Source organism: Bradyrhizobium sp. BRP19 (assembly GCF_020194195.1).
Taxonomy (GTDB): domain Bacteria; phylum Pseudomonadota; class Alphaproteobacteria; order Rhizobiales; family Xanthobacteraceae; genus Bradyrhizobium; species Bradyrhizobium yuanmingense.
The window spans coordinates 68,107-89,764 of the sequence record NZ_JADYVZ010000004.1; the positions used below are offsets into that span (position 1 = coordinate 68,107).

Sequence of the window (21,658 nt, forward strand, 5' to 3'; positions counted from 1 at the left end):
CTGCTTAGTAGGGTGAACTGGAACCGCCCTGGAGCGCGAGGCGCGGCTTGTAGGGCGAATCGCCGTGCTTGGGCTCGAGCACCACGACGAGGGTGCCGAGCTTGACGCGATCATAGAGATCGATCGCGTCCTCGTTGGTCAGGCGGATGCAGCCTGACGAGATCGAGGCGCCGATATATTCCGGCTGGTTGGTGCCGTGGATGCGGAACAGCGTGTCCTTGCCCCCAGAATGGAGGTACAGCGCGCGGGAGCCCATCGGATTGTCCGGTCCGGGTGCGACATAGGTCGGCACGCCGAGGCGCGAGATTTCGCCGGGGGTGGGGTGCCAGGCCGGCCACTCGGTCTTGCTGGCCACCTTGGCGATGCCCGACCAGGCCATGGCCTCTTCGCCGACAGTGATGCCGTAGCGGATCGCTTTGCCGCCCTCCAGCACGTAATAGAGGTAATGGTTGTCGGAATCGACCACGATCGAGCCCGGCGCTTCCTTGCGGTGGAATTCGACAATGGCGCGGCGGAACGGTTCTGCGACCGCGGTATTCTCGTATTTCACCTTGGCAAGGAGTTCTTTGTCCTTGGGCTTGAACGCCTTGGTGTCCGTCGCCTCGTAACGCGTCGTGGCCTGCATGCAGCCCGACAGCATCAGGCCAGCGGCCAAAATCCCAAACATAATTTTCAGCGACGACATGGTTTGGTTCCAATCAAAACAATACCGTGCGGAAGGGACCTGAGCGTAGCGCCCAAGTTCCTCGACTCCGTTAAGCCCATTATGGTTGAAATCTGCCACAATTCCAGCGCTGAAGCCGTTTTCCAGGGCTGTAAGACCCCAGCTGTGGCTTTTCTGCCGCAAATTTGGGGGTGTCGTGCGGGTTTTTTTGGTAAGACGCGCCAGACTGTTCCTCCGGCGCCACAGTTGAGCCCTAGCGGCCGCCGCAGATGCAAACGCTCCGTTAATGTTGTTGTCATCGTGAACCTGTCAGAATCGCGCTAAGGGCTGTCGTTCTGTCGTAGGATCTCTGGAGCTTTTGATGTTTTCGGTGTTCGTTCTCTCCGAGACCTCCCTCAAGAAGGCGGTTGTCGAGGATCTCACAGCGCTGCCGGAGAACGCAGTCTGGATCGACCTCGTCAACCCCTCGGCTGCCGAGGACAAGGCGGTCGAGCGGCTGGCGGGCATCGCCATCCCGACCCGGGAAGACATGCAGGAGATCGAGATCTCCAGTCGCCTCTATATGGAGAACGGCGCGCGCTACATGACCGCGACGCTGATGTGCCACTCCGATACCGACATGCCCCGGACCACCGCGGTGACCTTCATCCTTGGCGACCACCGCCTGGTGACGGTCCGCTACGACCTGCCCAAGCCCTTTGCGCTGGTCGAGGCCAAGCTCGCCCGCTCCTGCACGCCCTCGATCACCGGCGAGATGGTGCTCATGGAGCTCCTGGACGCCGTGATCGACCGCTGCGCCGACATTCTGGAGCGCTGCGGCGCCGAGATCGACCAGGTCTCCCACGAGATCTTCGAGCCGGAGAGCGAGCGCCACGGCCATGCCAAGCGATATTCCCAGATTCTGATCTCGATCGGCCGCAAGGGCGACTTGACCTCGAAGGTTCGCGAGAGCCTGGTGTCGATCGGCCGCGTCGTGACGTTCCTGTCCGCCGTGGTCGAGGGCGTGAAGTGGTCGAAGGACATGCGCGAGCAGCTCAAGACCATGCAGCGCGACGTCGCCTCGCTGACCGATCACGCCTCCTATCTCTCCAGCAAGATCACCTTCGTGCTCGACGCCATGCTCGGCGTCGTCAATCTCGAGCAGAACAACATCATCAAGCTGTTTTCGGTCATGGCCGTTGTCCTGATGCCGCCGACCCTGATCGCCTCGATCTACGGCATGAACTTCAAGGTGATGCCGGAACTCGAATGGGTGCACGGCTATCCGATGGCGCTGGTGATGATGCTGATCGCCGCCATCGTCCCCTACTGGATCTTCAAGTGGAAGAAGTGGCTGTAGGATCGTGCGCGAGCAAAGATACCTACCGAGACCTTACGCCGCTCGCATAGACACGATGAATCGTGTCGCAGAATCGATCGGGATTGCGGCGACGCGGTGACGCGTGTGTCATGCCGCAATTCCTCCGGTAAAATTTGAGCGGTGGGCTGAACGTTTGCGCGAAACTTGTCTGCGATAAGCAGGGCGTAGCCGCGAGGAACAGCCATGGTTGAGAAACACATAACGTCGCCCCGCAACGTCATCGATCTGGCGAACTACCGTCAGGTTCTGGCGAGCGGCAAGGCGCCGTCGATGTCGGCACGCATGTGCCGGCACTGTGGTGCTCCGCTGCTCGATGGTGAGAACGACGACGACTGCTCGACTGCATTCAGCACGGCCGCTCCGCGGCCGCGCGAGCGGTCACGTCGGATTCGACTCGATTGAGGAACGGAAGGTAAGGGCGATCCAGGTCTTGCGGCGGCGTTGTCTGGATCGCCTTGCTTCCCTGAGCGGCCATTTCCACTTCCGTCATTGCGAGGAGCCACCCGGTCCCGCCTCCGGCGGGCCGGATGACAGGCTCCGCGACGAAGCAATCCAGACTGTCTTTGCGGAGGCAGTCTGGATTGCTTCGCTTTCGCTCGCAATGACAGTGCCCGCCTACACGTGCTGGCCGCCGTTGATGTGGATCTCGGCGCCGTTGACGTAGGAGCTGGTGTCCGTGCACAGCACGTAGATGATCTTTGCCACTTCGTCGGGCGTGCCGAGGCGGTGCATCGGGATCTGCTGCTCGACGATCTTCTCGGTGCCCGGCGACAGGATCGAGGTGTCGATCTCGCCCGGGGCGATCGCGTTGACGCGGACGCCGATGCGGCCGAAGTCGGAGGCCATCTCGCGTGTCAGCGCTGCGAGCGCGGCCTTCGAGGTGGCGTAGGCTGCGCCTGCGAAGGGGTGCACGCGCGAGCCCGCGATCGATGTGACGTTCACGACCGACCCCTTGGCGGCCTTCAATTCCTCGATCAGCCCCCGCGCCATCATGATCGGCGCGAAAAAGTTGACATGGAAGACGTGGGTCCAGGTATCGAGGTCGGTGTCGACCGAGCCCAACCGCGAGCCGCCGGCGCCCTTCGGCGAGATCGCGGCGTTGTTGACCAGCGCATGCAGCGTGCCGCCCTCGAGCCGGTTGCGGATCTCCGAGATCGCGCGCGCGGTGTCCTTGGGATCGCCGAGGTCGACCTGGATGTGGTCCTCCGGCCCTGCGTCCCAGGGGCAGTCCTCCGGGAAAGGATGCCGCGAGCAGGTGATGACGCGCCAGCCCGCCGAGGAGAAACGGATCACGGTGGCGTGGCCGATGCCGCGGCTGGCTCCGGTCAGGAGCAGCGTACGGCGCGGCGCATTGGACGAATGCGGCATGGACATCTTTCAGGTCGGCCCAAAGCTTACGGATACATTCGCGTCTTGGACCACGGTTGGCCGGCCGCGTCACGGCGAAATTCAATGCGGTCGTGCAGGCGGAACGGGCGGTCGTGCCAGAACTCGATCCGCACCGGCGTGATGCGCCAGCCGCTCCAGCCCGGCGGCCGCGGCACTTCGCCGATGACGTATTTGGCCGCGACCTTGGCGATGGCCTGCTCGAACGCGAACCGGCTCTCCAGCTCTTGCGATTGCTTGCTCGCCCAGGCGCCGATCTGGGCCTGCTTCGGTCGCGTCGCGAAATAGGCGTCGGCCTCCGCGTCGGTCACCGGCGTCACGTTGCCGCGGATGCGCACCTGACGGCGCAACGACTTCCAGTGAAAAAGTAACGCTGCCTTAGGATTTGCGGCGAGTTCGCGGCCCTTCTGGCTGGCGATGTGGCTGTAGAAGACGAAACCCTCGGTATCGAAGCCCTTCATCAGCACCATGCGCACATCAGGCAGCCCGTCGGGATCGACCGTTGCGAGCGCCATGGCGTTCGGATCGTTCGGCTCGCTCTTGACCGCTTCGTTGAGCCAGGCCTCGAACAACGCAAATGGCTCGTCGGCAGCGGTGAAATCACCGGATGTTAAGGGTGTCTGGTGTTTCATCGAGGTCGTGTCGGTCATGTCCGGAGTCCGAGTTGCGTCCCGCGGCCCAAAACGCGTTGTTGTCCGCTACCGCCCTATATAGGGCATGGGGACGCGTTGGCCTATCGGCGATCCGGCCGTCCGGCTTCGTCATGACGATGATTCTGATCGGGCTTGGTGCCGGCGGCTGCAGCTTTTCCCGCAACGGCGGCAGCGCCTATGCCAAGGCCGAGGACAGCGACCTCACCGGCTCGATCGCGCGGCCGGCGAAGGACGCTCCCCCGACCGAGACCGATCTCGCCTTCACCCGCAACGCCGCCTCTGACGTCCTCAGCAAGGGCGACAAGGATTCCAGCCAGCATTGGGAGAATCCGGAGACAGGGGCGCGCGGCTCGGTGACGCCCATCGCCCAGTCCTATGCCGCCGAGGACGGGCGCAAATGCCGCGACTTCCTGGCGAGCTACGTCAACGGCAATACCGAAAGCTGGCTCCAGGGCGCCGGCTGCCAAAGCGGTCGTGGCCGTTGGGAGATTCATACGCTAAAGCCGTGGCGGAGCTGAGCATGATCCGGAAACGTGGGAACCGGTTTTCCGATCAGACCATGCTCCAAAGATAGAGCTTCAGCTCGCGTTCCTAGTTGCAAAAATGCCACTCTCTTCCCACATCACCCGCAGGTGGGGCGGGGAGCCCTTTGAACAATTCGATTTCTTGAAGGAGACGTGACGAATGCGCGACCCCTATGAGGTCTTGGGGGTGCCGCGGAGCGCCAGCGCTGCCGCGATCAAAAGCGCCTATCGCAAGCTGGCCAAGAAGCACCATCCTGACAGCAACAAGGGTGATCCGAAGGCTGCCGAACGCTTCGCCGAGATCAACTCGGCCAACGAGATCCTCGGCGACGAGGACAAGCGCAAGCAGTTTGACCGGGGCGAGATCGACGCCGAGGGCAAGCCGCGCTTCCAGGGTTTTCCGGGCGGCGGCGGTCCTCGCGGCCGCGCGGGCCCAGGCGGGTTCGAAAGCTATACGTTCCGAAGCGGCGGTGCGGGCGGCCCGGGGGGCGGTGCGTTCGAGGACATCCTCAACAGCATGTTCGGCGGCGGGATGCGCGGCGCACGGCCCGGAGCCGGCGGCGGCGCCCAGTTCGAGTTCGACACTGGCGGCATCGGGCTCGATCTCGACGTCAACGTCGCCATGAGCGTCTCGCTGGAAGAGGCGGTCAAGGGCGGCGAGAAGCGTGTGCGGCTGCCGACTGGCAAGGAGCTCAACGTCAAGATTCCGGCCGGGGTCACCGAGGGCCAGCAGATCAGGCTGCGGGGGCAGGGAGAAAGTGCGCAGGGCCATCCGCCCGGCGATCTCCTGATCACCATCAACATTGCACCGCACCCGTTCTTCAAGGTCGAGGGCGCAGACCTCAGGATCGACCTGCCGGTCACGCTCTACGAGGCGGTGCTCGGCGGCAAGGTCCGCGTGCCGACCCTCGGCAATGCCGTGGAGCTCTCGGTCCCCAAGAACACGTCCAGCGGCCGGACCTTCCGCCTCAAGGGCAAGGGCCTGCCGAAAGCCGGCGGAACCGGAGATCTCTTCGTCATCATCAGGATTATGCTACCGGACGGGAACGACGCCGAGCTTGAAGCATTGATGGAGAAGTGGCGAGACCAACACCCCTACAATCCACGTAGCGGTGTCGGTTAGGGCGAGAGCGAACTGAAGGGGTTCTCCTAAAGGACCACGGCATCGTCCTGGAGATGATGCCCATCATACGCCTGAGGCGTGGTAGCGCTTCATGGTCTCGACGTGTCGGCTGTCCGGCGGGGCAGCCGATAAAAAGGTGCGGCCTCGAGAGGGGGACCAGCGCGGTACCAAAAACCCCAATCGAGGCCGCCCGCGTCGATCGGCGGATCGAACGCCACTCATAATCGCGTGAGCACCCGGTGCGATAATGAGACGTGTCGATGTCCTGATTCCAAATTTTCGATGACGGAATCTGGGCACTGGCCTTGCGCGGTTGTCTAGGTGCCGTTTTTCTCTGCTTGGTCGTAGACGGCCTGCGCCACCTTGGTCAGCCGCTCGCGATCGCTGCTGCCGCTGACGACGTAGCCGACGCCGCGCTCGGACCAGAACAACGCGCCGTCCTTGTCCGTCTTGGCGTAGCGCATTTGCGTTGCACCATTCTCGGTCTTGGCGCTGTAGATGGTGTACCGTTCGCCCGAAGCGCCCTCGTACATCAGGAACGACGCCGGACCGTTCGGTCCCGGCAGAAGCCGGCCGCCGACCAGCTTCAGCCCGCTCGCCTCCAGGTTCGGCGCGAACACGGTCCAGCCGCAGCGCCGGGTCAGCCAGGCCTGCAAGTGATCGCGCTCGTTGCCGCCGACCTCAACGGGGTGGCGGACCTCGACGACATAGAGGCGGTGGGCGTCGAGTGCGTCCGCCGTAAAGCTCCGGAAGGTCGAAGGCGCGTTGGCGGCGCCATGCGCCACCCAACCGGCGGTGCCGCCGGCGACGAAGGCGACCAGCACGGCCGCGGCGGCGCCATAAAACCATTGCCGCGGGCGGCGCTCCAGCCTCTCGAGCTCGAGCCGTGCGGGCACCCGTTCATGGGCAATCGCATCGTAACGGGCGTGCAGCATCTCGGCCATCGTCCGCCAGGATTGCACCCGCTCGGCGTCCTCGGGGTGGGCGGCAAGAAAGGCCTCGACGTCGGCGCGTCGCTCGGCCGGCAACTCGCCGTCGACATAGGCGTGCAGTTCGTCCTCGGTTACTGGAATCTTGCGGTCGTTCATATCGGTCGTCTCTGGCTCTGCGGCCCAAAATGTCTTCTGCGAGTTAGCTTCGCGCAGCTCACTATCCGGCTGCGGGCGGAGATCGTTCGATGCATCGACCCGGCCATCATTTCACCCGCCTGAGCGCCGTACGCTCGCCCTCCAGCGAGGCTTTGACGTGGGCTCTTGCGCGCGCCAGGCGCGACATCACGGTGCCGATCGGCACGCCCTGGATGTCGGCAACCTCGCGGTAGCTCATGCCTTCCAGCATCACCAGCAGCAGCACCGAACGCTGCTCCTCGACGAGAGTAGCCAGTGCCTTCTCGATGTCGCGTCCTTCGGCCTCGGTCCCGCTGGCATCGGGGTTGTTGTCCGTCAGCGGCATGAATTGCGGCCGCCTTGCCAGCGAGCGCCGCCGGTTCTTGTTGAGGTTGGTCAGGATCGTATAGAGCCAGCTCCTGACGTCGCCTCCGAGAAACAGCCGCTCCGAACGCAGCGCGCGTACCAACGTATCCTGGACCAGATCGTCGGCCGCATCCGCATCGCGTGTGAGCGCGCGGGCGTAGCGGCGCAACGCCGGGATCATGGCTTCCACACTCTGGCGAAACGCATTCATTGCGGTCCTGACATCCCTGGCGTTCGGCGCGCGCCTATAGCGATCATAACACCCAAGCGGAACGGCTATTCCGGCACTCGAAACAGCGTTAATGCTGCGTATTAGGGCTGTACCGCGGGGGAGGGCTGGTGTACCTCCAGACCTCAACGAGAGTTCGACGGGACGTGCAAAAATGGCGCAGAATTCGGGTCTGATGCAAGGAAAGCGCGGGGTCATCCTCGGCGTCGCCAACAACCGCTCGATCGCCTGGGGAATCGCCAAGGCATGCCACGCCGCGGGCGCCGAGCTCGCCTTCACCTATCAGGGCGATGCGCTGAAGAAGCGCGTCGAGCCGCTCGCCGCCGAGATCGGCGGCCTCGTGCTCGGCCATTGCGACGTCACCGATGCCGCGACCATCGATGCCGTCTTCGCTGTGCTGAAGGAGAAATGGGGCAAGATCGACTTCCTCGTGCATGCGATCGCCTATGGCGAGCAGCTCGACGGCCGCTACGTCGACACCACGCAGGAGAATTTTTCGAAGTCGATGCTGATCTCCTGCTATTCGTTCACGGCGGTGGCGCAGCGCGCCGAGAAGCTGATGACGGATGGCGGCTCGCTGATCACGCTCTCCTATTACGGCGCCGAGAAGTGGATGCCGCACTACAACGTCATGGGCGTGGCCAAGGCGGCGCTGGAAGCCAGCGTGCGCTATCTCGCTGCCGATCTCGGCGAGAAGAACATTCGCGTCAACGCGATCTCGGCAGGTCCCATCAAGACGCTGGCGGCGTCCGGCATCGGCGACTTCCGCTATATCCTGAAGTGGAACGAGACCAACGCGCCGATGCGGCGCAACGTGTCCACCGAAGACGTCGGCGGCAGCGCGCTGTATTTCCTTTCCGACCTCTCGCGCGGCGTCACCGGCGAGGTGCACCACGTCGATTCCGGCTATCACGTGCTCGGCATGAAGCGGCCGGATGCGCCTGATATCTCGCTTGGCGGGAAGGACTAGCCTCTAACTGAAATGCCCAAGCCTACGATCTACTATCTTCGCCACGGCGAGACCGAGTGGAATGCGCTCGGCAGGCTTCAGGGCACCAGGGACATTCCGCTGAACGCGCGCGGCTGCAGCCAGGCCGTGCAGGCCGGCGGCATTCTCGCCGAACTGTTCAAGCGCGACGGGCGCGACAAGGCCGCGCTGGCTTACGTGTCGAGCCCGCTCGGCCGTGCGCGCCAGACCATGGAGCTCGCGCGCGGCAAGCTCGAATTGCCGCCTGCCGATTACGCGCTCGACGATCGTCTGCGCGAGATCGGCTACGGCACCTGGGAGGGGCTGACGCTGGCCGAGAGTGAGGCGAGGGATCCGGACATCTATGCAAGGCGCCTCGCCGACAAATGGACCGTGGGGCCTGCGGGCGGGGAGACCTACGCCGACGTGCAGGTCCGCGTGCGCACCTGGTACGACCAGCTCCTGTCCGACACCGTCGCAGTGGCCCATGGCGGGACCTGCCGAGCTCTGATGGTGGCCTTGGGCCTCGAGACGCCCGCCAGCGCCGCCGAGCTCTATATCGAGCAGGGCGCCGTCTACGTGTTCCGCGACGGGCGGTTGGAGAAGTTTAGTTAGCCCGGAGCGCTGCCTCGCCCCGCCGTCATGCCCGGGCTTGTCCCGGGCATCCACGGACTTTCGTGCTCGCAGCCACCAAGAACGTGGATGGCCGGGACAAGCCCGGCCATGACGGCTTCGCCGATATTTGACCCCTATTTCAGGGCGAGTTAAGTCAGCATTGACTTACGAACCCGCGAGCAGCGATGTCCTTCAACACTTTCGGCCACATGTTCCGCGTCACAACCTTCGGCGAGAGCCATGGGGTGGCGATCGGCTGCGTGGTTGACGGCTGCCCGCCGATGATCCCGCTCACCGAGGCCGACATCCAGCGGGATCTCGACCGGCGCCGTCCCGGCCAGTCGCGCTTCACCACCCAGCGCCAGGAGCCGGACCAGGTGAAGATCCTGTCCGGCGTGATGGCCCATCCCGAGACCGGCGCTCAGGTGACGACGGGCACGCCAATCGGCCTTCTGATCGAGAACACCGACCAGCGCTCGAAGGATTATTCCGAGATCAAGGACAAGTTTCGTCCCGGTCATGCCGACTTCACCTATGAGGCGAAGTACGGCCTGCGCGATTATCGCGGCGGCGGGCGCTCCTCGGCGCGCGAGACCGCGATGCGCGTTGCCGCAGGCGCCATCGCGCGGAAAGTGCTGCCGGATGTGAAGGTGCGAGGCGCCCTGGTGCAGATCGGCCCGCACAAGATCGATCGCGACAAGTGGGACTGGGACGAGGTCGCCAACAATCCGTTCTTCTGTCCCGACAAGGACAAGGCCGCGTTCTTCGAGACCTATCTCGATGGCATCCGCAAAAGCGGCTCCTCGATCGGTGCCGTGATCGAGGTCGTCGCCGAGGGCGTGCCGGCAGGTCTCGGCGCGCCGATCTACGCCAAGCTCGATTCCGATCTGGCGGGTGCGATGATGACCATCAACGCGGTGAAGGGCGTCGAGATCGGCGCCGGTTTTGGTGCGGCAGAACTGACGGGCGAACAGAACGCCGACGAGATGCGCTCCGGCAATGACGGCACGCGCTTCCTGTCCAACCACGCCGGCGGCGTGCTGGGCGGCATCTCCACCGGGCAGCCCGTGGTGGTGCGCTTCGCGGTGAAGCCGACCTCGTCGATCCTGCAGCCGCGTCTCACCGTCGATCGGCAAGGCACCGAGACCGAGATCTTCACCAAGGGCCGCCACGATCCCTGCGTCGGCATCCGTGCCGTCCCCGTCGGCGAGGCCATGATGGCCTGCGTGCTGGCCGATCACTTCCTGCGCGATCGCGGACAGGTCGGGCGTTGAACTCACGGTACTAGTCCACCGCGCAGCTTGACGGCCCCGCAACTTCGTCCGCAAATGCGGCCATGAACAGCTCCGAGCTTCAGCGCATCACCAACTGGCTGATCGACGGCACTTGGGCGGCTCAGGAGTCGGCCGTAGGGATTGCCGATTTCTGCGAACGTCTGGTCGCGGCCGGCCTGCCGCTGTGGAGGTTCGGCATCTTCATCCGCACGCTGCATCCCGAAGTCTTCGGCCGCAACTTCATCTGGCGGCAGGGCGAGGGAGTAGAAATCGGTGCCGTCGATTTCGAGATCCTGGACACGCCCCAATTCGCCCACAGCCCGCTTCGCGTGGTTTTCGAGCAGGGCATCGAGGTCAGGGGCCGCGCAGGCGACCCCGACAGCAAGCGATTTCCGTTCCTCGAGGACATGCACGCCGAAGGCGCGACCGATTATATCGCGGTGCCGGTGCCTTTTCTCGACGGCTCCATTCACGCGACGAGCTGGATCACGCGGCAGCCCGGCGGCTTCAGCGACGACGACATCGCAGCCATCCGAGCTCTCATAGCGCCGCTCGCACGCATCAGCGAGATCATCACTATGCGCCGCACCGCCGAGATGCTGCTCGACACCTATGTCGGTAATCGCGCCGGCGCGCGCATCCTCGGCGGTCAGATCCGCCGCGGTCACAACGACACCATGCAGGCGGCGATCTGGCTGTCGGACCTGCGCGGCTTCACCGCGCTGTCGGACCGGCTGCCGCCCGAGACGGTTGTCCAGATCCTCAATCATTATTTCGACTGCCAAGTCACGGCGATCCGAGACCATGGCGGCGAGGTGCTGAAGTTCATGGGCGACGGCCTGCTCGCCGTGTTCCCGATCGACGAATATGTCGGCGATGCCGCTCATGTCTGCGCGCAGGTGCTGGAGGCGGCGCGCGACTCGCGCGCCAGCGTCGAGGCGCTCGCCTTTCCGGTGGGCGAGGCCGTCGAGCGCTTCCGCTTCGGCGTCGCGCTGCATGTCGGCAACATCCTTTACGGCAATATCGGCGGCGGCAACCGCCTCGACTTCACCTGCATCGGCCCGGCGGTCAATCTCGCGGCAAGGCTGGAGAAGATCACGGGGCGCCTGGGGCGGACCGTCGTCGCCTCGGAAGGTTTTGCCAATGTCTGCCGCCATGATTGGCACCAGCTCGGCGAGTTTCCGATCGCAGGATTTTCCAAGGCGCAGCGCGTCTACGGGCTGGCGGAGGAGACGCCGGTGGTGATGGCGTGATGTGCACTGAGCTGAAGGCCATTCATCGTCGCAGGATGAAACCTATTCCTCCGGCTCCGTCGTGAACAATAGCGGATAGCCCTTGGCGCGGCCGGCGTCGGTGGCGCGCGTTGCCTTGGTTTCGGCGACGTCCTTGGTGAATACGGCCACCACGCAGGCGCCCAGCTTGTGCGCGGTGATCATCACCTTGTAGGCCTGATCCTCGGTCATGCGGAATTCGGCCTTCAGCACCATGGTGACGAATTCACGCGGCGTGTAGTCGTCGTTGATCAGGATGACCTTGTGGAGCTTCGGCCGCTCGACCTTGGTCCTGGTCCTGGTTTTCGGTTTGGTGACGGTGTCGTTCATCGTGTCCCGAAACGCCCTGGCTCGAATGAGCCACCAGCCAACACATCATACCGCAGGAGCGGGGAGCGCTCCAAGATATGCGGCCGCTCGCCACTATGCCGTCGCGGCTGGGCAGGAATGCACGACTTGCGCCTGCGCGAGTTACGGAAGTGCGCGAACGAGCTGTAATGCGGCGATCAGAGCGCCCACCGACAGCACGACCGACGCAATCATGTAGGCGGCAGATGCCCATGTCTGGCCGCGCTCGATCAGATACCAGGCATCCAGCGAGAACGTCGAGAACGTCGTGTATCCGCCACAAACTCCGACCGTCAGAAACATCCGCGCGGCCTGCGGCAGGTTCCATTTGGTCGCGAACAGCGCGGCGAAAATGCCGATCAGGAACGATCCGGTGACGTTGACGATCAGCGTGCCCCACGGAAAATCCGTACCGAACGCGCGGCCCGACCCGATCGCAACGAGATAGCGTATGACCGCGCCGAGCGCTCCGCCGCCGGCAACGGCGAGGATGTATTGAATGTTCAATGTCTCGTTCCCCACTTCGCCATTTGCTTCACTTGCCCTCGGTGGCCAGACCTTTGCCGACGGCGAGCAGCCCCACCAGCGAAACCAGCGCGAATCCAAGCCCGGCAAGAAACGTTCCCGCCGGTCCATAGGCGTCCCACAGCGCACCCGCGATCACGCTCGCAGCCAGCAAGGCAAGCCCGGTGAACAGGTTGAAATAGCCGAAGGCGGTGCCGCGCAGGCTTGGCGGGGCGGCATCGGCGACCATGGCCGAGAGCAGGCCCTGCGTCAGTCCCATATGGAGTCCCCACAGCACGACTCCGAGCGCGAGGCCCGCAAGGCTCGGGAGCAGCGCCAGCGCGAGGTCGGCCGCGGCGAGGAAGACCAGGCCGAGCGCGAGCAGGCCGGTCCGGTTGATCCGGTCCGACAGCACGCCGGCCGGATAGGCCGACAGTGCATAGGCGACGTTCATCAGCACCAGTACAGCCGGCACCCACATCACGTCGAGCCCGATGTTCTGTGCGCGCAAGATCAGGAAGGCCTCGCTGAAGCGCGCGAGCGTGAACACGACGCCCACGGCGACGACGCGCCAATAGACCGCTCCGAGCTGGCGCATTGCGGCGAGATTGAGCGGATTTTCCGCACGTTTCCGGCTCGGATCGGGCTCCGGCTCCTTCACCGCGAACGCGATCAGCCCGAAGGACAGGAAGGCCGGCAGCACCGCCACCCAGAACACGAGAGTAAAATTGTCGGCCGTCCACCACATCAGGCCGATGGCCACGAGCGGCCCGACGAAGGCGCCGATCGTGTCGAGCGATTGCCGCAGGCCAAAGCTCGCGCCGCGCAGGCCGACCGGGGCGATATCGGCGATCAGCGCATCGCGCGGCGCGCCGCGAATGCCCTTGCCGACGCGATCGATGAAGCGCGCCGCTACCAGCCATCCGACGCTGGGCGCGAGCGGGAACAGCGGCTTGGTGAAGGCGGCCAGCCCATAACCGATCGCGGCGAGCAGCTTGCGGCGGCCGAGCCAGTCCGACAGCGCACCGAAGAAGATCTTGGTGATCGAGGCGGTCGCCTCGGCAATGCCCTCGATGAAGCCGACGGTGAGGGTGGAGGCGCCGAGCACGGTGACGAGATAGACCGGCAGCAGCGCGTGGATCATCTCGGAGGAGATGTCCATGAACATCGAGACAAAGCCGAGCACCCAGATCCCTCTGGGCAGTGTGGTACGTACGGCATTCGGTGTCGTCATCGTCACGTCTTCGTGGTCCCCTCGCATTCGCCTGCCGGCCGCCAGCAGGCAACAAAAAACCCGCCATCGGCGGGTGTGTCCATGCTCCCGCCAAAGGCAGAGGCCCAAGATTGCCTCTCCTCGAGCAGGAGTCATCAGCCCATGAGGTCATCGACCGCCGGGCGGTTGTCGGGGGACTCCATCCCCATCTGTGCGACCAACCTAGCATGGAAATCGTGCCGGACAAGTGGGCGGGGTCGCGTGCCTCCGCCGGCAGCTGGATTCCGGGCCCTCGCTTCGCGAGTCCCGGAACGACGGCTCTTGAGATCGCCCCTGTTCCCGACGCAAGCGCGGCAACATGGCGGCAGACTTGCGTAACGTGTGAATTCCTAACTCGAATGTGAAGCACAAGCGATCTTCGGCCTTTGCGGCAAGCCGATTGCATGTCACCATCGCGTCATACGACGGGAGACTGCGATGCGTTTGCTGTTCTCGATCGGGGCTGTGCTGGTGGCCGGCATGTTCGCCGGAGGGGACGTCGCGGGCATCGCGGCACCAGGACCCAAATTCGAATCGCCCAGAACTCAACCGCAGCGGCTTGCGGCCGACAAGGACGCGCAGAGCGTCGATGTCGAGCTGATCCTCGCGGTCGACGTGTCCTACTCGATGGACATGGACGAGCTCGCGATCCAGCGCGAGGGCTATGCACAGGCGATCCAGTCGAAGGAGTTCCTGCAGGCGCTGAAGCTCGGCCCGAACGGCCGCATCGCAGTGACCTATTTCGAGTGGGCCGCCTCCAGCGACCAGAAGATCATCATTCCCTGGCGGCTGATCGATGGTCCGGAGACGGCGGACGCGGTTGCCGCCGAGATCATGAAGACGCCGATCCGGCGCGCTTCGCGCACCTCGATTTCAGGCGCGATCAACTTCGCGATGCCGCTGTTCGACGAGGATCCCTATCGCGGCCTGCGCCGTGTCATCGACATTTCCGGCGACGGTCCGAACAACAATGGCGGCCCGGTCACGATGGCGCGTGACGCCGCGCTGGAGAAAGGCATCGTCATCAACGGCCTGCCGATCATGGTCAAGGAGCCGTCCTATTCGACCATGGATATCGACAATCTCGATCTTTATTACGAGGACTGCGTCATCGGAGGGCCGGGGTCCTTCGTCATCACGATCAAGGAGCGCGACAAGTTCAAGGAAGCGATCCGCACCAAGCTGCTGATGGAAATCGCCGGCCGCACCCCGGAGCGGCCCGTGATGCCGGTTGCCGACAAGGAGCCGCGCGTCAATTGCCTCATCGGCGAGAAGATCTGGTCCGATCGCTGGGGGCGGTGAGGGGGCGGTTTTTTCCGGTGGCATCACGCCAGTTCCGGCTGAGATCTTTTGCCCGCCCGGCCGACGCGCGCGCTTAACGGCTCGTTAACGGGTGCGTGGCCCTAATCGCATCGTTACTGTTCGTTCCCGCCGGCATCCTGACCTGCCCAAGCCAGCGAAAGCGGGTTTGTGAGGCCCGTCCGAGCAATCCAATGGCCATCGTCACATCGAGCACCAGCCAGATTTCGCCCGCCAACGAGCGGCTGTATCGCCAGAGCGCTCTGCTCGGCGACTGGAAGGGCAATTGGGTGGGCAACAACCAGCCCGTCGGCTTCAAGGTCGTCAACATCCGCGGCGCCCGGGCGCAGGTCGAGTACACCCACAACGGACGCACCGAGCGCGGCTTCGGCGAGGTTCAGGGCACGCTCATCACCTTCGGCGGGGTCACGGTCGGCACCAAGGACGGCAAGAACATGGTGATGCTGTTCTCGTTCGGGGGCGTCGGCAAGCAGACTGCAAATCTGCAAAAGCAGGACCCGCCCGCGTCCGACAGCCGCCTGATGGGAAGCTGGGGCGGCTATTCCAGCGAGAACGGCAAGAGCGCGAGCTTCAAGGTGCTGTCCGTCAATGGCAAGGAGGCCGAGGTCAGCGTCACCACCGACGGCGTCACCCGCAAGGGCACCGGCTTCGTCTACAAGAACGTCATCATGTTCGGACAGACGCAGATCGCAAGCGACGACGGGCAGAACGGCAAGATCATCTACCAGGTCGGCACCAAATCCTTCATGGTGCCGGTGACGAAATATCCGCCGGCGGATTCGTCGTCTTCGGTCGACAAGACCGCATAACCCTTTACAGCGCTGTTCCGCCGGGGTGAGCCAGCGCCTTCAATTCTCGGTCGACCTGCCGCAGCACTGCGCAGGCCTGTGCGAAACCGCCATCAGCGACGAGTCGCCAGATTTCGTCGGCCTGCTCCACCAGGTGTGGAATCGTCAGCGGCAGGCCGGCTGCCTCCTGCAGCGCCCCCTTCTCGTTGATCAGATAGCGTTCGTTCAGCGCGAAGAGTACCTGCGCGACGCAGGCGAGCGACCTGTAGAGGCATCCCGCGACATGGGTCCTTTCGTTGCGTGCGGCCGCGAGCTCGGCATTTTCGATGCTGAACAGGACTTCCCATTGGAAGCGCCGGATCAGGGCGCTGCGCAGTGGCTCCGGATAGGGAAGCGCGATCGACTTGAGCCGGGCGATCATTCCGTGCGGATCGTGCAGCGGCTGACAATATGCGATCTCGCCCATCCAGATGGTTGAGCAGAAGCCGTGCGGATGGCCGGGCTGGTAGTCCATGGTGACCGCCCCGGCGCCGCAGGATTCCATGACGGCCTCGACCGCGTCGGCGTCGCGGTAGAGCAGGTCGACCTTGCGGCCTTCCACCGAAAGCCAGGCGCCGCCGACGACCCACGGGCCCCATTCACCGACGGGTGTCACCGTCGTGGCGGCGGGATCGTCCGCGATCGTCTTCGCGGCGGCCAGCAACCGTCCGGTGTCCAGCGCTGACTTGAAATAGAGTCCGATATCGTAGTCCGAGGCCGCGTGCGCGCGGCCCCGCGCGCGAGAGCCGCCGAGCACGACAGCTTGAACGCCAGGTACATCGGCAAGAACGGATGTCAGGCGGGTGAGCAGCGGATCGTCCGGCATCAGGTGCGGTTCCCCGAAAGACCTGTGGCCGCGAGGGCCGGCGCGGTCACTCCGCTGGCATTGATGATGGTCGAGGAGTATAGTTTTAGGGGCTTTTAGACGGTAGCCAGAATGTTCGACCTTGCACGCTCATGCGCTCTTGCAGCTCTCGCCGTGTTCTGCCTCGGCGGAGCGCCGGTTCACGCGCAAGTGGCGCCGCTGCGATATTGGATTCCCGGCGGGCCTTTCGGCCTTGGCGGCGCTGCCGGCCTGAGCTCCGACAGCTATGGCAACTTTGCGGGCTTCAACGCCGGAGAGGCCGATTGGCGTACGAGCTCTGCGAACGGCTTCTTCATCGGTCGCGAACGCGGCAATCTCGGATTGAGCGGCTTCAACCAGGCGGGCTCGCTCGGCAATTTCAGCGCGCTTTCTTATGACAGCACGCAATTCGGCTATCAGATGAAGACCGGCGGCGGCATGCCCGTCACCTTTTTCGCCGGCTTCGACACGCTGAAATACGGCAACGGCATCGGCAGCTCGCTGGCGCCGCTCACCTCCACCGCCGCGCCCGGCTATGGCGGGTTTGCGGGTGTCGAATTCAAGCCGACCTCAAATCTCAGCCTGTCGTTCGGCGTCGGCTACACCCAGCAGGATTCGGGCCGCATGGACAGCGATATCAGATCGAACATGCTGCCCGGCGAATCGCCGGCGCTGAGCGGCCTTCGGCGCTAAGATCGCATCACCAGCTCCGGTGGACGCCGCAGCGATTTCGGCAGGCTTGGGCCGGTGCCGAAGCGCATCACGATGTCGGGGCGTCGTTCGCCGAGGCCGAGCCGGGTCGCGAATTGCTGCCTCAGTGCTGCGACCTCGACCGGCTGGTTGACGAAGGAATATTTCAGTCCCAGTGCGGTCGCCTGCAAGCCGAAGCGCTGGCAGGCGCGGCCGACCGCGATCCAGTGCGAGGTGTCGCTGCGATCGGCAGCAAGCACGACGACACCGGCCGAGCTGTCGAGCTGCTCGCGATATTTCTTGTTTTCTCCGCTTTCGGTGAAGAACAGCTTCAGAAGCGGCCGGGCTATCCAGGACGGCAGCGCAGGATTTCCCGATGCGGGCGCGAACAACCCGTCCATGGTCGCGACCGCCTCTGCCTCGTTGAAGCGGATCCAGTCGACGAGCTCGCGCATGAAGGCCTTGTCGCGCATCTGCGCCGAATTGCCTTCGAGCACATAGTCGGCGACCTCAGCCATTCCGGCACGCTCGGTGATCAGGATCGCAGCGACGCCGGGTTGCCGGCAGGCGTTCTCGAGCTGGCGCAGGATCTCGGGCGCGGCAGGCTTGCCGGCGAAGGCCGCGCGGGTGCATTGCCTGACGGGAATTGCATCGGCCAGGGCCGATGCGGCAGGAGCGGCCTCGTCGAGCGTGATCACGATGCGATCGCCGTCGACGACCGGATCGGCGCGCCAGCCCAGCGTGGCCGCGGCGAGGATGAGGTTTTCGGCGGCACAGCCGAGACTGACGAAGAGATGATGATCGTCGGGATCGACGGCCGGACAGCGCCGCGCGACGTCAGGCGCAATCGTGATGACATTGCCGCGGACGGCGAAGATCCACGGCTGGGTGTTGTGGCTGTTGGCCGCAAGCGTCGCAAACCGGACGAGCTCGCGATCCCTGGGCGCTGCTCGCAGCGGAGCCCGTGACGCGTTGATGGCCTCGTCATAGGTCATCGCCGCCAGCGCGGCGGAAGGGCTGCCGATCGCTGCCGCAGAAAGCCCGAGCGCGGTCGTGATGAATTGTCGCCGGTTGGCCACGGACTTCCGCTCCACACCCCATGATGAGCATTCTTAGCGCCAGGCGGCGCCGAGAAGATTGACCGGAATCAAGGTCGGCAGGATCACGATACGCCGGCGACCAGCGGACGCTGCAGGTGCCGGGCCATCAGGTCGGCGGCTTCGCTGTAGCGCCGCGCTTCCAGAACGTCGAGCAGGCGCAGATGCTCGCGCACGTGCCGCCTCATGCCGTCACGATCGGCGAAGCTGCGATAGGCGAACAGGCGCCTGATCGAGTTCACACGCTTGAGCGCTTCGAGGAAGAATGGATTGCCTGTTCCGCGGATGATCTCCTCGTGGAATTCGCAGCCGGAGTGAAAGATCTCGCCAATCGTCATCTTCTCGATTTCGCCGTCGAAGACCCGCTGTTGGCGCTCACGCAGGCGTGTGATCACCTCCTGGGGTAGTGCAAAGCCGGGCTGTGCGATCGCCGCCGGCTCGATCACCGCGCGAAACGCCTTGGCCTGCGCCTGCGCTTCGGGGCTCGAGACCGTCTCCGCGAAACGCCAGCCATAGCCGGGCAGGCGTGCGATCCAGCCCTCGGCGGCGATACGGTCCAGCAGCCGCTGCAACTCCGCGCGGCTCAGATCATAGCGGCGCAAGAGCTCCGCCTCCGTGACGTCGGCTGGGAGTCGGCTCGCGAGCACGTCCCCTGCGATGGCCGTATAAACCTGCTCGCCGCGCCTGACGGCCGCGAGCGCCGGTTGGGCGGCGCCGCTGGTCGGATTCTTCGCCAGCACGAAGCCGCGATGCGGCTCGCCGCGCGCCAGCCCCGCCGCTTCCAGGGCCTTCAGGCCGAGCCGGATCGGCGCGCGTGAAAGATCCAGCGCATCCGCAAGCCTTTGTTCGACCAAGCGGTCTCCGGCCTTCATGCCTTCGCGGCGGGCTAGCGCCATGATCAGGCCGGCGAGCTGCTCGGCCCGCTCGGAACCGTTCTTGTCGCTGCGCGGTCGGGAACTGTCGGTGGCGCTCATTGCAGTGCACGCAAGTTTTAGGGCTTGACAGACTGTCTCATGGATTGTTCTTTTATGCAATAATATACAATCGTCCCCAGGGAGACCCACATGGCCCGCGAGCCCGATGTCCACATTTGCGAGGTCGCGCCCCGCGATGGTCTTCAGAACCTGGACATCTTCGTTCCGACCGAGGCCAAATGCGCGTTGATCGACATGATCGCCGCCGCGGGCATACGCGAGATCGATGCCGGGTCGTTCGTCCCGCCGAAGGTCGTGCCGCAATTCGCCGACGTTGATGCGGTGATGGCGCATGCGCTCATGCACAAATCGACTCTCATCGGTGCGCTGGTGCCGAACCCGAAGGGCGCCGAGCGCGCCATCGGCGCCGGCGTCGACGCCGTCTATTTCGTCATCTCGGCCAGCGAGACGCACAACCGCGCAAACGTGCGCCGCTCGGTCGACGAGCAGGTCGAGGGGTTTCGCGCAGTCCGCGCTGCGATCGACGCCCAGCCGTTGGGGCAGCGGCCGCGCTTGATGGGGGCGATCTCCACCTCCTTCGGCTGCTCGCTGGAAGGGGAGGTGAGCGAAGCGGCGGTGTGCCGGGTTGCGCGCGCTTTTGCCGAAGCGCGTGCCGACGAGATCGGGCTTGCCGACACCGTCGGTTATGCGACGCCGAAATCGATCCGGCAGATCGTCGGGGCGGTGCAGCGCGAGCTCGGGTCGCAAATGACGCTGCGGCTGCATCTGCACGATACGCTCGGCGCCGGCCTGGCCAATGCCGTCGCCGGCCTTGAAGCGGGCATTCGCCGTTTCGATGCCGCCGTATCCGGCCTCGGCGGATGTCCCTTCGCTCCGGGCGCACGCGGTAACATCGTCACCGAGGATCTGGTGTTCATGCTGGAGCGCATGGGGCTCTCCACCGGCATCGACCTCGACCGCCTGATGCAGACCCGCGAGATTCTCGCCCGCCACATCCCCGCAGACCATCTGACCGGGCATCTGCACGAGGCCGGAATTCCCAAGCTCCTGCGGAGCGCGGCATGACCATGGCTGTGCGTGAGACGGGATCTGAGCTTCGTCCGTTGGCAGGCCTTCGGGTCATCGAGTTCAGTCAGATGGTGATGGGGCCGAGCTGCGGCTTGATCCTGGCCGATCTCGGTGCCGACGTGATCAAGGTCGAGCCGCCCAAGGGTGACCGTACCCGCGCCTTCAAGGGACCTGCCGCCGGCTTCTTTGCGACCTACAGCCGCAACAAGCGCAGCATCGCTCTGGACACGTCGACAGCGCAGGGCCAGGACATCGCACGCAGACTGCTCGAGCACAGCGACGTGCTGATCGAGAACTTCCGGCCGGGCCTGTTGAAGCGGATTGGTCTCGACTACGAGAGCGTCGCGGCTTTCGTACCGCGCCTGATCTATTGCTCGCTCAAGGGCTATCTGCCTGGTCCTTACGAGAACCGCCTGGCGCTCGACGAAGTCGTGCAGATGATGGGCGGCCTCGCCTACATGACCGGTTTGCCCGACAGGCCGATGCGCGCCGGCGCCTCGGTCAATGACGTCATGGGCGGCATGTTCGGTGTGATCGCGATCCAGGCCGCGCTCGCCGAGCGGCAGCGTACCGGCCGGGGCCGCTACATCCAGAGTGCGCTGTATGAGAACAACGTGTTCCTGATGGCCCAGGCGATGATGTGCGAGGTGGTCAGCGGGCAGCCATCGATCCCCTATTCGATCAAGGACAGCCCGTGGCCCGTCTACGACCTCTTCGACACCAGGGATGGTTCGAAACTGTTCGTCACCATCGTCGGTGAAGAGCAATGGGAAGCGTTCTGCCGCGCCTTCGATCGCGAAGCCTGGCTCTCCGATCCACGCTTTGCCACCAGCAATGACCGGGTCGATCATCGCGGCTGGTTGATCCCGGAAATCGCAAATATCTTCAAGCAATGGGACAAGGCCGATCTCGCCGCGCGGCTCGAGCAGCTCGATCTGCCCTACGCACCGGTGAACAAGCCCGGCGATCTCTTCGATGATCCGCATCTCAACCAATCCGGCGGCCTGACTGACATCCGTTTGCCTGACGGTAATGAGGTCAAGACACCGCTGTTGCCGATTGCCATGGACGGAAAGCGGCTGTCCAACCGCTACGATCCACCCGGTATCGGCGAGCACAGCGGCGAGATCCTGCGCGAGATCGGGATGTCGCCGGATGAGATCGAACAGCTGCGACAAGCAGGGACAATCAAGGTCCCGCCGTCCTGACGGACCGCGCGATTGAACAAGAACCAA

Annotated in this window: 24 protein-coding genes and 1 riboswitch; of the genes, 13 read left to right on the plus strand and 11 right to left on the minus strand. The window is 64.5% G+C overall.

What is annotated here, in order from left to right:
* Nucleotides 1-4 precede the first annotated feature (4 nt).
* Nucleotides 5-685 carry a L,D-transpeptidase gene (locus I6F36_RS14865; RefSeq protein WP_036031037.1) on the minus strand — a complete coding sequence of 227 codons (681 nt, stop codon included), beginning with the start codon at nt 683-685 and terminating at the stop codon, nt 5-7.
* 340 nt (nt 686-1,025) lie between these two features.
* Here I6F36_RS14865 and I6F36_RS14870 point away from each other — a divergent pair, with 340 nt between their 5' ends.
* Together I6F36_RS14870 and I6F36_RS14875 are read left to right on the plus strand one after the other, a co-directional pair.
* Complete coding sequence (locus tag I6F36_RS14870) at nt 1,026-2,003, plus strand: magnesium transporter CorA family protein (protein WP_036004038.1); 978 nt, start codon at nt 1,026-1,028, stop codon at nt 2,001-2,003.
* A 204-nt stretch (nt 2,004-2,207) separates the two neighbouring features.
* On the plus strand, nt 2,208-2,426 hold the full coding sequence (locus tag I6F36_RS14875; RefSeq protein ID WP_035696491.1) for a hypothetical protein: 219 nt from the start codon (nt 2,208-2,210) through the stop codon (nt 2,424-2,426).
* A 213-nt stretch (nt 2,427-2,639) separates the two neighbouring features.
* Here I6F36_RS14875 and I6F36_RS14880 read toward each other — a convergent pair whose 3' ends face one another.
* The gene (locus I6F36_RS14880; RefSeq protein ID WP_036004050.1) at nt 2,640-3,392 is read right to left on the minus strand and encodes an SDR family NAD(P)-dependent oxidoreductase; all 753 of its coding nucleotides are present in this window, start codon (nt 3,390-3,392) and stop codon (nt 2,640-2,642) included.
* Nucleotides 3,393-3,418: 26 nt separating this feature from the next.
* Complete coding sequence (gene pdxH, locus I6F36_RS14885; protein WP_036004041.1) at nt 3,419-4,060, minus strand: pyridoxamine 5'-phosphate oxidase; 642 nt, start codon at nt 4,058-4,060, stop codon at nt 3,419-3,421.
* A 113-nt stretch (nt 4,061-4,173) separates the two neighbouring features.
* Between pdxH and I6F36_RS14890 the strand changes: the two genes are divergently transcribed.
* Nucleotides 4,174-4,581 (plus strand): RT0821/Lpp0805 family surface protein, encoded by a 408-nt coding sequence (locus I6F36_RS14890; RefSeq protein ID WP_225171663.1) that lies wholly within the window; start codon nt 4,174-4,176, stop codon nt 4,579-4,581.
* Nucleotides 4,582-4,747: 166 nt separating this feature from the next.
* Nucleotides 4,748-5,710 (plus strand): DnaJ C-terminal domain-containing protein, encoded by a 963-nt coding sequence (locus tag I6F36_RS14895; protein ID WP_057026860.1) that lies wholly within the window; start codon nt 4,748-4,750, stop codon nt 5,708-5,710.
* A 317-nt stretch (nt 5,711-6,027) separates the two neighbouring features.
* On the opposite strand, the gene I6F36_RS14900 is transcribed toward I6F36_RS14895, so the two are convergent.
* Both I6F36_RS14900 and I6F36_RS14905 read right to left on the minus strand, forming a co-directional pair.
* A complete protein-coding gene (locus tag I6F36_RS14900) occupies nt 6,028-6,798 on the minus strand; it encodes an anti-sigma factor (RefSeq protein WP_036031043.1) in 771 nt (256 codons plus the stop codon).
* A 106-nt stretch (nt 6,799-6,904) separates the two neighbouring features.
* Nucleotides 6,905-7,393, minus strand: a complete 489-nt coding sequence (locus I6F36_RS14905) for an RNA polymerase sigma factor (RefSeq protein WP_025034639.1) — start codon at nt 7,391-7,393, stop codon at nt 6,905-6,907.
* Between the two features lie 172 nt (nt 7,394-7,565).
* Between I6F36_RS14905 and fabI the strand changes: the two genes are divergently transcribed.
* The 4 genes from fabI (at nt 7,566) to I6F36_RS14925 (ending at nt 11,520) form a co-directional block, all read left to right on the plus strand.
* Nucleotides 7,566-8,381 (plus strand): enoyl-ACP reductase FabI, encoded by an 816-nt coding sequence (gene fabI / locus I6F36_RS14910; RefSeq protein WP_018648668.1) that lies wholly within the window; start codon nt 7,566-7,568, stop codon nt 8,379-8,381.
* A gap of 12 nt (nt 8,382-8,393) precedes the next feature.
* Nucleotides 8,394-8,993, plus strand: coding sequence for a histidine phosphatase family protein (locus I6F36_RS14915; RefSeq protein ID WP_036004064.1), 600 nt, complete (start codon nt 8,394-8,396; stop codon nt 8,991-8,993).
* Between the two features lie 185 nt (nt 8,994-9,178).
* A complete protein-coding gene (gene aroC / locus I6F36_RS14920) occupies nt 9,179-10,267 on the plus strand; it encodes a chorismate synthase (protein ID WP_225171664.1) in 1,089 nt (362 codons plus the stop codon).
* 62 nt (nt 10,268-10,329) lie between these two features.
* Nucleotides 10,330-11,520: an adenylate/guanylate cyclase domain-containing protein gene (locus tag I6F36_RS14925; protein WP_225171665.1), complete on the plus strand. Its 1,191-nt coding sequence runs from the start codon at nt 10,330-10,332 to the stop codon at nt 11,518-11,520.
* A 42-nt stretch (nt 11,521-11,562) separates the two neighbouring features.
* On the opposite strand, the gene clpS is transcribed toward I6F36_RS14925, so the two are convergent.
* The 3 genes from clpS to I6F36_RS14940 form a co-directional block, all read right to left on the minus strand.
* Complete coding sequence (clpS, locus tag I6F36_RS14930) at nt 11,563-11,868, minus strand: ATP-dependent Clp protease adapter ClpS (protein WP_036004073.1); 306 nt, start codon at nt 11,866-11,868, stop codon at nt 11,563-11,565.
* Between the two features lie 141 nt (nt 11,869-12,009).
* On the minus strand, nt 12,010-12,393 hold the full coding sequence (gene crcB / locus I6F36_RS14935; protein WP_225143576.1) for a fluoride efflux transporter CrcB: 384 nt from the start codon (nt 12,391-12,393) through the stop codon (nt 12,010-12,012).
* A 28-nt stretch (nt 12,394-12,421) separates the two neighbouring features.
* On the minus strand, nt 12,422-13,624 hold the full coding sequence (locus I6F36_RS14940; protein ID WP_225171666.1) for an MFS transporter: 1,203 nt from the start codon (nt 13,622-13,624) through the stop codon (nt 12,422-12,424).
* Between the two features lie 118 nt (nt 13,625-13,742).
* Nucleotides 13,743-13,819, minus strand: a riboswitch (Fluoride riboswitch).
* A 261-nt stretch (nt 13,820-14,080) separates the two neighbouring features.
* On the opposite strand from I6F36_RS14940, the gene I6F36_RS14945 reads away from it, so the two are divergent.
* Together I6F36_RS14945 and I6F36_RS14950 are read left to right on the plus strand one after the other, a co-directional pair.
* The gene (locus I6F36_RS14945; protein ID WP_036004084.1) at nt 14,081-14,944 is read left to right on the plus strand and encodes a DUF1194 domain-containing protein; all 864 of its coding nucleotides are present in this window, start codon (nt 14,081-14,083) and stop codon (nt 14,942-14,944) included.
* A 191-nt stretch (nt 14,945-15,135) separates the two neighbouring features.
* Nucleotides 15,136-15,771, plus strand: a complete 636-nt coding sequence (locus tag I6F36_RS14950; RefSeq protein WP_036004087.1) for a hypothetical protein — start codon at nt 15,136-15,138, stop codon at nt 15,769-15,771.
* Nucleotides 15,772-15,775: 4 nt separating this feature from the next.
* Here the strand turns inward: I6F36_RS14950 and I6F36_RS14955 are convergent, their stop codons facing one another.
* Nucleotides 15,776-16,615 (minus strand): nucleotidyltransferase domain-containing protein, encoded by an 840-nt coding sequence (locus I6F36_RS14955; protein WP_225171667.1) that lies wholly within the window; start codon nt 16,613-16,615, stop codon nt 15,776-15,778.
* Between the two features lie 111 nt (nt 16,616-16,726).
* Between I6F36_RS14955 and I6F36_RS14960 the strand changes: the two genes are divergently transcribed.
* Entirely contained in the window at nt 16,727-17,326 is a 600-nt protein-coding gene (locus tag I6F36_RS14960) for a hypothetical protein (protein WP_036004093.1), read from the plus strand.
* Here I6F36_RS14960 and I6F36_RS14965 read toward each other — a convergent pair.
* Both I6F36_RS14965 and I6F36_RS14970 read right to left on the minus strand, forming a co-directional pair.
* The gene (locus tag I6F36_RS14965; RefSeq protein WP_225171668.1) at nt 17,323-18,402 is read right to left on the minus strand and encodes a Tat pathway signal protein; all 1,080 of its coding nucleotides are present in this window, start codon (nt 18,400-18,402) and stop codon (nt 17,323-17,325) included. The two genes, I6F36_RS14960 and I6F36_RS14965, sit on opposite strands and share 4 nt — an antisense overlap.
* Before the next feature lie 83 nt (nt 18,403-18,485).
* On the minus strand, nt 18,486-19,508 hold the full coding sequence (locus I6F36_RS14970) for a GntR family transcriptional regulator (protein ID WP_225143588.1): 1,023 nt from the start codon (nt 19,506-19,508) through the stop codon (nt 18,486-18,488).
* Here I6F36_RS14970 and I6F36_RS14975 point away from each other — a divergent pair.
* A complete protein-coding gene (locus tag I6F36_RS14975; protein ID WP_036004099.1) occupies nt 19,485-20,420 on the plus strand; it encodes a hydroxymethylglutaryl-CoA lyase in 936 nt (311 codons plus the stop codon). The two genes, I6F36_RS14970 and I6F36_RS14975, sit on opposite strands and share 24 nt — an antisense overlap.
* Nucleotides 20,417-21,631, plus strand: coding sequence for a CaiB/BaiF CoA-transferase family protein (locus tag I6F36_RS14980; RefSeq protein ID WP_225171669.1), 1,215 nt, complete (start codon nt 20,417-20,419; stop codon nt 21,629-21,631). Before I6F36_RS14975 ends, I6F36_RS14980 begins: the two co-directional genes overlap by 4 nt.
* Nucleotides 21,632-21,658 lie beyond the last annotated feature (27 nt).